10 protein-coding genes and 2 tRNA genes are annotated in these 11,784 nt (G+C 68.0%); 3 read left to right on the top strand and 9 right to left on the bottom strand.

Annotated features, from left to right (window positions below; genetic code table 11):
* Positions 1–334: 334 nt before the first annotated feature.
* The 6 genes from DDF62_RS13965 to DDF62_RS13940 all read right to left on the bottom strand — a co-directional run bounded on the left by DDF62_RS13965 (position 335) and on the right by DDF62_RS13940 (position 8,602).
* A complete protein-coding gene (locus DDF62_RS13965; protein ID WP_116489660.1) occupies positions 335–2,092 on the bottom strand; it encodes a class I adenylate-forming enzyme family protein in 1,758 nt (585 codons plus the stop codon).
* Between the two features lie 245 nt (positions 2,093–2,337).
* Positions 2,338–5,061, bottom strand: a complete 2,724-nt coding sequence (locus DDF62_RS13960; RefSeq protein WP_116489659.1) for a valine--tRNA ligase — start codon at positions 5,059–5,061, stop codon at positions 2,338–2,340.
* A gap of 149 nt (positions 5,062–5,210) precedes the next feature.
* Positions 5,211–5,753 (bottom strand): pole-organizing protein PopZ, encoded by a 543-nt coding sequence (gene popZ, locus DDF62_RS13955; protein ID WP_116489658.1) that lies wholly within the window; start codon positions 5,751–5,753, stop codon positions 5,211–5,213.
* Between the two features lie 136 nt (positions 5,754–5,889).
* Positions 5,890–7,359 carry a TolC family outer membrane protein gene (locus tag DDF62_RS13950; protein WP_116489657.1) on the bottom strand — a complete coding sequence of 490 codons (1,470 nt, stop codon included), beginning with the start codon at positions 7,357–7,359 and terminating at the stop codon, positions 5,890–5,892.
* A 242-nt stretch (positions 7,360–7,601) separates the two neighbouring features.
* On the bottom strand, positions 7,602–8,174 hold the full coding sequence (locus DDF62_RS13945; RefSeq protein WP_116489656.1) for a protein-L-isoaspartate O-methyltransferase family protein: 573 nt from the start codon (positions 8,172–8,174) through the stop codon (positions 7,602–7,604).
* Positions 8,175–8,272: 98 nt separating this feature from the next.
* Positions 8,273–8,602, bottom strand: a complete 330-nt coding sequence (locus tag DDF62_RS13940; RefSeq protein WP_133244923.1) for a hypothetical protein — start codon at positions 8,600–8,602, stop codon at positions 8,273–8,275.
* Positions 8,603–8,777: 175 nt separating this feature from the next.
* Here DDF62_RS13940 and DDF62_RS13935 point away from each other — a divergent pair, with 175 nt between their 5' ends.
* The gene (locus DDF62_RS13935; RefSeq protein ID WP_116489654.1) at positions 8,778–9,209 is read left to right on the top strand and encodes a helix-turn-helix domain-containing protein; all 432 of its coding nucleotides are present in this window, start codon (positions 8,778–8,780) and stop codon (positions 9,207–9,209) included.
* Between the two features lie 85 nt (positions 9,210–9,294).
* Here the strand turns inward: DDF62_RS13935 and DDF62_RS13930 are convergent.
* Positions 9,295–9,369: transfer RNA gene (locus DDF62_RS13930), tRNA-Asn, on the bottom strand.
* Positions 9,370–9,513: 144 nt separating this feature from the next.
* A tRNA-Asn gene (locus DDF62_RS13925) sits at positions 9,514–9,588 on the bottom strand.
* A gap of 289 nt (positions 9,589–9,877) precedes the next feature.
* Between DDF62_RS13925 and DDF62_RS13920 the strand changes: the two genes are divergently transcribed.
* Positions 9,878–10,285, top strand: a complete 408-nt coding sequence (locus DDF62_RS13920; RefSeq protein WP_116489653.1) for a hypothetical protein — start codon at positions 9,878–9,880, stop codon at positions 10,283–10,285.
* Positions 10,286–10,289: 4 nt separating this feature from the next.
* On the opposite strand, the gene DDF62_RS13915 is transcribed toward DDF62_RS13920, so the two are convergent.
* Positions 10,290–11,069 carry a hypothetical protein gene (locus DDF62_RS13915; protein WP_116489652.1) on the bottom strand — a complete coding sequence of 260 codons (780 nt, stop codon included), beginning with the start codon at positions 11,067–11,069 and terminating at the stop codon, positions 10,290–10,292.
* 228 nt (positions 11,070–11,297) lie between these two features.
* Here DDF62_RS13915 and DDF62_RS13910 point away from each other — a divergent pair, with 228 nt between their 5' ends.
* The gene (locus DDF62_RS13910) at positions 11,298–11,783 is read left to right on the top strand and encodes a hypothetical protein (RefSeq protein WP_116489651.1); all 486 of its coding nucleotides are present in this window, start codon (positions 11,298–11,300) and stop codon (positions 11,781–11,783) included.
* Position 11,784: the final 1 nt, after the last annotated feature.

Raw genomic sequence — 11,784 nt, 5'->3', positions numbered from 1 at the left:
TGTGCAGGCTGTTGATTTCGTGTGGGTTTGCTTTGGATTTCGCGGGGATGGACTGTGCGCGAGGGAACCTCCCCCTGTGGGGGAGGCGATCGCGCAGCGATCGGTGGGGGGGTGGGGAAACCGGCCGGCGCACCGGAAGCTGAAAACTTCCCCCCACCGGCCTTCGGCCGCCTCCCCCAGAGGGGGAGGTTCCTCTTGAGCGTCTCGCCACGAGGGCGCGGGAGGCGGATGTATTGGTGGGGGGGCGGCCGGCGCACCGGAAGCTGAGAATGCCCCCCCTCCGGCCCTTCGGGCCACCTCCCCCAGAGGGGGAGGATCTTGGCGGCGTGGTCTGTCACCCCGTCACGAACACCTTCTTCAGTTCGGTCTTCAGGATCTTGCCGTTGGCGTTGCGAGGCAGGGTCTCGGGCCAGAAGATCACCTTCACGGGCACCTTGAAGGCGGCCAGGCGGTCCGCGACGAAGGCGCGCAGTTCGTCTTCGGTGGCGGTCGCGCCGGGCTTGAGGGTGACGACGGCCGCCGGCTCCTCGCCCAGGGTCTTGTGCTCGACGCCGACGAGGGCGGCGTCCATCACCGCCGGGTGGTCGTAGAGGACGTTCTCGACCTCGATGCAGTAGATGTTCTCGCCGCCGCGGATCAGCATGTCCTTGGCCCGGTCGATGATGTAGCAGAAGCCCTCTTCGTCGAGGCGGGCGAGATCACCCGTGCGCACCCAGCCGTCGATGAAGGTCTGGGCCGTGGCCTCGGGCTTGTTCCAGTAGCCCTTCACCACCTGCGGCCCCTTGCACCACAGCTCGCCCACCGAACCGATCGGCAGCTCCTCGTAGGGAGCTTCCAGGGTCATGATCTTCAGGTCGGTGACCGGCACGGCCGGGCCGCAGCTTTCGGGGCGGTTCTCATAGTCTTCCGCCGAGTTGGAAGTGGCGGTGGCCGAGGTCTCGGTCATGCCCCAGCCGTTGCCGGGCGAGGATTTGGGCCAGATTTCCTTGATCTTGCGGACAAGTTCAGGCGCCGAAGGCGCGCCGCCATAGGCCACGGCCTCGAGCGAGGACAGGTCGTACCTGTCGCGGCTGGGATGCTCGATGATCTGCCAGGCGATGGTCGGCACGCCGCCCATCTGGGTCAGCTTCTCGTCCTGGATCAGCTGCATGGCCTTTTCGGGATCCCACTTGCGGATCATGGCCATCTTGGCCCCGCCGAACAGCGAGGGGTTCATCACCGCGAAACAGCCGGTGGCGTGGAAGAACGGCACCGAGATCAGCGCGCCCTTCTGCGGCAGGCTGGGATCGGGCTGGGGCGGCGCTTCGCCCCGGCGCAGGAAACTGCGGGCCGAGGCGGCGGCGGCGGCGAAGATGTTGCTGTTGACCGCCCGGTGGGTGGCCAGCGCCCCCTTGGGCTTTCCGGTGGTCCCGGAGGTGTAGAAGATCGTCGCGTCGTCTTCCGGGCCCAGCTCGACAGTCGAGAGCGGGCGCTCCTCCAGCTTGATCCAGTCATTGGGGCAGCCGATCACGCTTTCCAGGCGCGTGACGTAGGGGTGGGCGATGTCTTCCTTGCTGCGCGAGACGTAGACGCGCTTGAGCTCGGGGCAGTTGTCGAAGTGCTCGGCCAGGCGCTCGAAGCGCTCGACGTCCATCACCGCCACCGAGGCGCCGGAGTCGGTGAGGCCGTATTCCAGCTCGGGCCCGGTCCACCAGGCGTTCAGCGGGGTGAGGATCGCGCCGATCGACAGGCCCGCATAGAAGGCCACCGGCCATTCGGGCAGGTTGCGCATGATCAGGGCGACCCGGTCGCCCTTCCTGACGCCCTTGGCCTCGAGTTCGGCGGCGAAGGCGGTGACGGCGCGGTAGAAGGCCTCGAAGCTGACCCGCTCGTCCTCGTGGACCAGATAGATCTTGTCGCCGTGGGTGCGGCCGACCTGAAGCGTGTGGCGCAGCGTGGGCGGAAGGTTCTTCCAGGTCCGCGTCGGCACGCCGCGGATCTCGACCTCCTCCATCTCGCCGACCGAGCCCGGGGCGGTGATCAGGGCGTAGGCCTGCTTCACCGACATGGCCGGCCATGGGACAGGGTTAGGCGCGTGAGCGGCCTGGGTCATTCGTTACTCTCCCGGTGTCGATCGCGCTCGTTCAAGCGGCGCGTTTCCGTCGAGTAAGCACGCCCGGACGGCCGGTGTAAACGGTCGTTTGGACGATAGGGGAACAATGTTTAGTTGGGAGAGATCCTCCCCCTGAAGGGGGAGGCAGCGCCGTCAGGCGACGGAGGGGGAAGACCCTGCCGTCGCTGACACTTCCCCCTCCGACCGCTTCGCGGCCAGCTCCCCCATCAGGGGGAGGATTTTGATCACCCCATCGCCGCCAGGCGGCCGAGGGCGGCTTCCAGCTTGGCCTTGGCCGCTTCGGCTTCGGCCAGGCGTTCGCGGTTTTCCTCGACGACCTCGGGCTTGGCGCGGGCCAGGAAGTCGGGGTTGCCGAGCTTCTTGCCGGTCTTTTCGATCTCGCCGACGTGGCCAGCGATCTCCTTGGTCAGGCGGGCCTTCTCGGCGGCGACGTCGATGAACTCGGCGACGCCGAGGGCGCCCGTGGCTTCGCCCATCACCACCGGAGCCGTGCCGGCGGGCGCGGCCTCGGCGATGGAGACCTCGCCCAGGCGCGCCAGGCTGACCAGCAGGTCGCGCTGACGCTCCAGGCGACCCAGGGTGCCCTCGCCCGCCCCGACCACGGCCAGGGCCGGCTTGGCCGACGGCGGCACGTTCATCTCGGCGCGCAGCGAGCGGATCTCGCCGACGGTGTCGACCAGCCAGCCGATCTCGGCGGCGGCCTCGGCGTCGATCCAGCTTTCCGGCAGCTCCGGCCACGAGGTGGAGATCAGCATGCTCTCGCGAGCCGGACCGCCCTCCTCGGCCGTCTTGTCCCACAGCTCCTCGGTGATGAACGGCATCACCGGGTGCAGCAGGATCAGGATCTGGTCGAGCACCCAGGCGGTCATGGCGCGGGTCTCGGCCTTGGCGGCCTCGTCCTCGCCGTTCAGCACCGGCTTGGCCAGCTCCAGGTACCAGTCGCAGAAGACGTTCCAGATGAACCGGTAGAGCGCGCTGGCGCCCTCGTCGAAGGCCGGGGCCTCGAAGGCCTTGGTGATTTCGCCGAGCGTCTTGACGACCTCGCCGCGGATCCACTTGTTGAGCGGCTGGGTGACCGACGCCGGGTCGAAGCCCTCGACGCGGACGCAGCCGTTCATCTGGGCGAAGCGCGTGGCGTTCCACAGCTTGGTGCCGAAGTTGCGATAGCCTTCAATGCGTTGCTTCGACAGCTTGATGTCGCGCGCCTGGCCCGACATGGCCGTCAGGGTGAAGCGCACGGCGTCGCAGCCCAGCTCGTCGATCAGGGCCAGCGGGTCGATGACGTTGCCCTTGGACTTGCTCATCTTGGCGCCCTTCTCGTCACGGACGAGGGCGTTGATGAACACCTGCTTGAACGGAACCTCGTCCATGAAGTGGATGCCCATCATCATCATCCGGGCGACCCAGAAGAAGATGATGTCGAAGCCCGTGACCAGGGTGCTGGTCGGATAGAAGCGGGCGACGTCCGGGGTCTTTTCCGGCCAGCCCAGGGTCGAGAACGGCCACAGGGCCGAGCTGAACCAGGTGTCGAGGACGTCTTCGTCCTGGCTCAGGACGACGTCGGCGCCGAACTGGGCCTTGGCGGCGGCGTAGGCGGCCTCCTCGGTCTCCTCGACGAAGATCGAGCCTTCCGGGCCGAACCAGGCCGGGATGCGGTGGCCCCACCAGAGCTGGCGCGAGACGCACCAGGGCTCGATGTTGCGCAGCCATTCGAAGTAGGTCTTTTCCCAGTGCCTGGGCTCGAAGACGGTGTCGCCGTTCTCGACCGCCTTCAGCGCCGGCTGGGCCAGGGTGTAGGCGTCGACGTACCACTGGTCGGTCAGGTAGGGCTCGATGACCACGCCCGAACGGTCGCCGTGCGGGACCATGTGGCGGGTCTTCTCGATCTCCTTCAGCCAGCCCTCTTCCTCGGCGCGGGCGACGATGGCCTTGCGCGCGGCGAAGCGGTCCATGCCCTGATACTCGGCCGGGACGGCGTCGTTGAGCTTGGCTTCCGGGGTCAGGATGTTGATCGACGGCAGGCCGGCGCGCTTGCCGACCTGGAAGTCGTTGAAGTCGTGCGCCGGGGTGATCTTCACCGCGCCCGAGCCCTTGGTCGGGTCGGCGTAGTCGTCGGCGACGATCGGGATGCGGCGGCCGACGATCGGCAGGACGACGTCCTTGCCGACCAGGTCCTTGTAGCGCTCGTCGGTCGGATGGACGGCGACGCCCGTGTCTCCCAGCATCGTTTCGGGACGGGTGGTGGCCACGACGATGTAGTCGCGTGTCTCGAATTGGGTCGGCTTGCCCTCGTCGTCGAATTCGACGGGGTGCTGGTAGGTCACGCCGTCGGCCAGCGGATAGGCGAAGTGCCAGTAGGCGCCGTCGACCTCCTTCTGCTCGACCTCGAGGTCGGAGATGGCGGTCTGGAACTGCGGGTCCCAGTTGACCAGGCGCTTGTCGCGATAGAGCAGACCCTGCTTGTGCAGCTGGACGAAGACCTTCCGGACGGCGGCCGACAGGCCCTCGTCCAGGGTGAAGCGCTCGCGCGACCAGTCGCAGCTGGCGCCCAGGCGGCGCAGCTGGTTGGTGATGGCGCCGCCGCTTTCGGCCTTCCATTCCCAGACCTTGTCGACGAAGGCCTCGCGGCCCATGTCGCGGCGGCCGATATTGCCGGCGGCGGCCAGCTGCCGCTCGACCACCATCTGGGTGGCGATGCCGGCGTGGTCGGTGCCCGGCAGCCACAGGGCGGCCTTGCCGCGCATGCGGTGGAAGCGGGTCAGCACGTCCTGCAGCGTGTTGTTCAGCGCGTGGCCGATGTGCAAGGACCCCGTCACGTTCGGCGGCGGGATCACGATCACGAACGGCTCGGCGTTCGGATCCTCGGACGGCTTGAAGGCCCCGGAGGCCTCCCAGGCTTCGTACAGGCGCGGTTCGACGGCTTTGGGATCGAAGGTCTTTTCAAGCATGGCGGAGGGGATATGCCATCTGCGGCCGCCCGGCGAAACCGGGCGACGGGATTATCGGGGATTTTGAACGGGAAAAGGCGGCCGCGAGCGCGACCGCCTTCTCAAAGTCCGGGCGTCGTACTCCGCTCAGCAGCGGAGCGACGCCGATGTCATACGCCGCGGCCGCGCGAGATCCGGTGGACCTCTTCCTCGACCTTGTTCTCGACGATGCGCGGCAGGTTCTGGTCCAGCCACTCTTTCAGCAGCGGGCGCAGCAGCTCGCGCACGACGTCTTCCAGCGTGCGGCCGTTGGCCGGCATCAGCAGGGCCGAGCTCAGGCTGCCGAAGGCGCTGGCGGCCAGGCCCGCGGCGTGGTCGCCGACCAGGGTCTCGGCCACTTCGTCTCGGTTGAACACCGGCGGCGGGGTGTAGGCGGGCTCCGGAGGCGGCGGGGGCGGCTCATAGGCCGGCTCCGGCTCGGGCTCCGGGGTGTAGAGGTCGAGGTCGCCGAGCGTCTCGACCGGGGCCGGCGGCTCGATCGGATCGGTCAGCTCGAGGACGTCGTCCTCGATCACCGGCTCGGGCTCGGGAACCGGCTCGGGCGCGGGCGGCGGCGCCGCTTCGGCCGCCGGAGCGTCGTCTTCGGAGATGATCCGCCTGATCGAGGCGAGGATCTCCTCCATCGTCGGTTCTTGGGAGCTCTGGTCGGACATGTGGGCTGGGCCGTCTTGAAGGGGCTACGAATCCTTGCACGTCTCGCAAGACGCGTGCCGCCGATGGTGCAGACTTGCACGGCTTAAGCAAGCCAAGGATTCGCGCCGCGTTGATTCGTCCTGAAGTTGGACGCGATTACTTGCCGTCGGACGAGGTCGCGATCGCCGGCGAGGCGACCTTGTCGAGGGTCCGCACCAGCGGCTCCCACGGCACCGAGCCCGAATTGACCACGCGATCGTACGAGGTCTTCGGATCGTAGCGCTCGACGCTCGGGGCCAGCTTGACGACGTCCAGCGCGCCCATGGCCTGCAGCACGCCGGCGCTGGCGACGTATTCGTCGCGACGGGCGGTGACGAGGGCCAGTTCGGCGGCGCGCAGCTCCTGCTGGGCGTTCAGCACGTCCAGCGTGGTGCGCAGGCCGACCTGCTGCTCCTGGCGCACGCCCTCGAAGGCGATCTTGGTCGCCCTCACCTGCTCCTCGTTGGAGACGAGGTTGGCGCGGGCGGCCAGCAGCGTGCTCCAGGCGGCCGAGACCTGCTGGACCACGTTGCGCTTGGCGCCTTCGACGGCGATGCGGGCGGCGTTCTCGCGCTCCTTGGCGCTGCGGACATTCGAGGCGTTCAGGCCGCCGGTGAACAGCGGCACCCGGGCGGTGACCGAGCCGCTGATGGCGCGGTCGTATTCGCCGAACTGCTTGTATTCGCCGTTCACCTCGTTGGCCGAGTAGCCGAGGCTGGCGCCGGCCGAGACGGTGGGCAGGTAGGCCGACTTGGCCTGGGCGACGCGGGCCGAAGCCGCGCGCTCGCTGTAGCGGGCGGCCTGGACCGTCGGATTGTTGGCCTCGGCGGCGTCGAAGGCCTGCTCGACCGAGGCCGGCAGCAGCTCGGCCAGCGACGGCTCGGGCGCGAGGTCGGTCGGGTTCTGGCCGACGACCTGGGCGTAGTTGGCGCGGGCGACGGCCAGATTGGCCTGCGACGACGACAGGCTGGCCTTGGCGGCGGCCAGGCGGGCCTGGGACTGGGCGACGTCGGTGCGGGTGATCTCGCCGACCTCGAAGCGGGCGTTCGACTCGTCCAGCTGGCGGGTCAGGACGCTGACGTTCTCCTGGGCGATGCGCAGGCTTTCCTGGCCGCGACGGACATCGACATAGGCGGTGATGACATTGGCCAGCACGCCCTGCTCGACGCCGCGCAGGTCTTCGCGACCGGCCAGCACGTCGGCTTCGGCGGCCGACAGGCGGGCGCTGGCCTGGCCGCCGGTGTAGAGCGGCTGCGACAGCGAAAGCGTGGCGCTGCTGGACGCGGACTTGGTGGTGTCGGCGCCGGTGACCACCTGGCCGCCGACCAGGGTCGTGCGGGGGTGGGCCAGATCGGTGCGCGATCCCGAGATCGAGCCGTCCAGGCCCACCGTCGGCCTGAAGCCGGTCTTGGCCTGGACCACGCCCTCGTCGGCGGCGCGCTGCACGGCGCGCTGCTGCTGGATGGTGGGATTGGTCTGGTAGGCCAGGGCGACCGCATCGGTCAGGGTCTCGGCGCTAGCCGCCGAGGCCAGAAAACCCATGCAGCAAGCAGCGGCCAGCAAACCGGCCCGACGGCTCTTCGACATCCCTTATTCCCCAACACACGCGAAGTCCGCGCTTTACACCCAAGCGCTGTAAGGCCCACCGTGGACCATCGCTAGTTAAGCTTTTTTCACGCGGAGTTTGCGCGCTTGTCACCGAAGACGCCAGACTAGGCCTGGCCAAGCTTGGATGAAATACCCAACCCTGGGCAGCAGTCCCTGGTTTCAAGGACTTAAGTGAAGCGTTCGGGCGGGTTCAGCACCCGAACGCCCATTTTTTCAAAAGACTAGAACGCGAAACCGGACTCGACCGGGAAGCCGGCCAGAAGCGACGGAGTCGAATCAAAGGCGGCGCGACGGGCCAGGCCGTCCTCGGCGCGGGCGTAGATCGCGGCGCGACCGACCGGGCCTTCGCGCTCGACGACGCCGAGGCGGCCGTTCAGGGCCAGGGCGCCGGTCCACGACGCGGGAGCCTTCGGCACGGCGCCTTCGCAGACGATGACGTCGTACTCGCCGCCCTGGACGGCGGTCAGGTCGTCGCCGTCGAGACGGGTGACTTGCAGGCCCATGGTCTCGAGCACCACGGCGGCGTAAGGCGCGGCGATGGCCAGGGCCTTCTCGCCGGCGCGCGGCTTGAGGTTCTGCAGCAGCTTGCCGATGTCGCGCGGGCGCATCAGGGTGCGGCCCGGAGCGTATTCGACCTCGGCGTCGGCATAGGCCAGATAGGCCTTGCCGGCGGGCACGAGGTTCTCGCGCGGAACCACCCGCAGGGCGTCCTGCAACGGCAGGTCGGTCACGTCGGCGGTGCGGATCTGGCTTTCCACCATATTCAGGCGGGCAGCCGCGAAATCGGAGCTCATGGACTTCCTCGGACAGCAGTTCGAGAGGCTTATAGGTCCGGGCCTCGCCGGAAGGCAATCAGGCCCGTGCATCCAATCGCGCCGAGGATTTGCCCGACTCAGGCCGTCTCGCCGAGCAGGCGGCGCAGCTGGTTCACCGCCGGCTTCATCAGCGGACAGACGGTGGCGGCGGTAGCCAGCGGCGGACCCAGCACCGCGGCGCGCGAGGCGTCGTTCTCGCAGAGCTGCACGGCGATGCGCGCGATCAGCGGCAGATCGGGATCCAGCAAGGCCGTTCGCTGGTCGATCAACCGGGTCAGGTAACGAGGGTCGGCGTCGTCCGGATAGGCCTCGATGGCTTCCTCGACGCTCTTCAGCAGCACTTCGATACGCTCGGCCACGCCGACGGCGGCCGCCGCTTCTCGCAATCTGGCTTCGATTTCACTCATGCCCCAACGCGCCCCCCGCGTCCGCTTTCCCCTGAATCGGCGGCCCGTATGGCGCAAATCGCGGCGCGGCGCCTCCTCGAAAAGCACTCTGTCCCCAAAATGGGGACATGGTGAATTTTCTCACAGAGACGACTCGGCCTCAGCCTGCACCGAACGGCTTTCCCTGGGAGCAGGCATGAGTACGGATGTTCGGCGCGCGGTCATCCGCCTATCGGCGGGCTATTTCCTGCGCTCGCTGGACGTGGCCAAGGGCCTGCACGCCGACGATCCCGTGAGGGCCATCGTCTTCACGACCATCTGGGTGGCCAATGTCGCCCACATCCGCCCCAACGCCGGCTTCGACGCCAAGGACGAACTGGCCAAGGACGCCCAGCGCCGACCGATCACGGTCGTCCAGGTCGCCGACTCGCTGGCCATGCCGGCCGAGACGGTGCGTCGCCATGTCGGCGCATTGATCGCCGACGGCCTGTGCATGCGGCACGGCCGCAAGGGGGTGACGATTCCCGCAGAGGTCTTCACCCGCCCCGGGATGCTGGAGGCGCTGGATCGCCAGCACCAATATACCGAGACCTATTATCGGGAGCTGCAGAAGCTGCTGACCGCCTGAAGCAGGCGCGCCGAGACCTTATACGAAGAAACCAGATACTGGGATCTCTTCACCGGCGACGAAACCTTCGACAAACGAAGGAGAGTGGCTCCGCGGGTAGGATTCGAACCTACGACCAGCCGGTTAACAGCCGGCTGCTCTACCACTGAGCTACCGCGGAACAGGTCGCTCTCAGTTGAGGAGGCGGTTGATAGCGGCCGCTGCGACTCGACGCAAGACGCATGAACGTCGCATCGAAGACAAAAGCTTATGTTCTTGTGGAGGAATTTTTCGGCGAGGCGGCTTCGACGGATCGAAGGAAGAGTGGCTCCGCGGGTAGGATTCGAACCTACGACCAGCCGGTTAACAGCCGGCTGCTCTACCACTGAGCTACCGCGGAACAGGTCGCTCTCTGTCGAGGCGCGGTTGATAGCCGCCCGACTGACTCGGCGCAAGCGCCTTCTGACAAAAAAACAGCCCGGCCAGAAAGCCGGGCTGTGAAAAGTTGAGTGATGGTGGGGCGCCTTCAAAAGAAGACATCCACAGGCTCGCCAATCATGGTTAACGAGATCCTAATTTGAGCCCAGCTTGCCAAAAGGTCGCAGGCCGAGCCGCGCGGTCGCGGCAATGTGTAACGGCGATACGCCGCTCCCTTCCCGCGACGCGACTCGGTCGCTAAAGCGTTCATGATGAACGAACCCGACGACCAGTGGTCCGTCACGCTCCAGCGCGGCGTGGCCAGCCTTGACTTCACCATGACCCGCGACCCGGCCGTCGGAACCCCGGTGATGACGGGTGCGCTGGGCGACGTACGCGGCGCCCGGGCCCTGGTCCAGGCCGCCGCCCTGGCCGCCGTGGAAGCCGACCGCTGGGTGGCCACCGGGGCCGGCGACGTTCCCATCCCCCGCGACCTGGTGCTGACCCGCCGCGACCTGGCCAACGCCAAGGCGGCCGAACCGCCTGGCAGCACGACCTCGCCGTTCACCGCCGGCTATGCGGCCGTCTATCGCCTGGAACTGGCTCGCCTGCTGTGGTCGGCGATCTCGGACGCCCCTGCCCGTCGGCTGGAAGAACTGGCCCGCCGCATCCCGTCCTGAAGCCTCAGAAACGCCGCCACACGGCCAGCACCGCGCCCCGCTCGCGCAGGGCGTTGCGGCCCGAGGCGGTTCCGATGGCCCCAGCCTGCACCGACCAGCCGGCCGGCAGGTCGTAGACCGCGGTGAATTGCAGGTTGCGATAGCGGTAGGCCTCGAAGACCCCCTGCCCCGCGCCCGCCGAAGTTACGTCGAAGACCTGGGCCAGCAGCATCAGCCGCTTGCTGGGGCGTCCGCCAAGGGTGACGTCCAGGCGCCGCTCGTCCGGCGCGTCGCCCTCGCGACGGCGAATCCCCGCCTGCAGGTCGAGGAAGACCGGCGTCCCCGCCAGCTTGCCGCTCTTCCCGAGCAGGAAGCGCGCGTCGTACTCGGCGTCGGGCGAACCACGCTGGGCCGCGCCCGGGTCGCCGTCGCCGCCCGGCAGCCGCACGGCGCTTTCGCTCGATAGCACCCAGGTCTTGCCCGACAGGATCTGGTAGCGGGCGGCCAGCTCCACGTGGCCGGGCTCGGTGTCGCGGGCGTTGCGCGTGCGCAGTCGTCGGACGGAGCCCTGGGCCCTGACGGTCAGGCGATCAGACAGGCCGTATTCGGCGAAGGCCTGCAGCTCGATCTTGCGATAGTCGACGATGTCGACCGCCTCGCCATCGAGATCGAAGCCGTGGGTGCTGTCCTGGCGATGGAGACTGACGATGATCTCTTTGTCGCCCTTGCCTTGGGTCCAGGCCGCGGCCTCGCCCCTGCCCGCCACGCCGAGCGGGATCGCCAGCGCCATCCAGGCGAGCGCCATCGATCGTCGCGCCATGTCACCCCCACACGACCGGTTCGCGACGATAGAAGCACAAACTCTCGCATAGGATGTATATGATTTTATGCGATTGACTCGCAACAACAGTCGACCTAGACCTTGTTGCGATCAATTCTCAAATCCGATGTCGGGTTTCCTCCCCTCACCCACATCGACTGCGTCCGGCGGGGCTCCCCTCCGCCGGACGCCTTTTCCCGCCCGGAGCCCTTGATGAGTTGCGCCTGCGGACTGGACCTCGATTTCGAAGACACCGGCCCTGAAGGCCTGGCCCGCGGCGAGCGGCTCCTGTTGTGGGGCGTGCGGACCTGGGCCGCGTTGCGCCTGCAGGGCCAGCCGGCCGACGCCACGATCAGGGCCGCCTTCGCCCGCGCGGCCTCGCCCCGCACCGCCTCGCTGTTCCTGCAAACGATGATGTTGATCGAGGGCGAACTGGTGCGCCCGCTGCAGATCCAGTGCCCGCACTGCGTCGGCTACGCCATCGACGAACAGAGGCTGGTGACGGCGTGCGGTCTGGCGGCGGCGGCGCCGGGCCTGGCCTCGCGCCTGCTGTCGCCGCTGGTGGCGCGCCCGGACGTGACGGCGGTTCTGGCCCGCGCCCTCAATCACGCCATGGCGCTCGACGGCGCGCCCCTGCCCGTTCGCATGGGCGAGCCGGCCGAGGATGCGCGGCCGATGCAGACCGCGACGCTGCACTAGG

The organism is Caulobacter radicis (genome assembly GCF_003094615.1).
Taxonomy (GTDB): Bacteria; Pseudomonadota; Alphaproteobacteria; order Caulobacterales; family Caulobacteraceae; genus Caulobacter; species Caulobacter radicis.
Note: the sequence above shows the minus strand (reverse complement) of the source record. Positions and strands in the feature narration are given on the sequence as shown.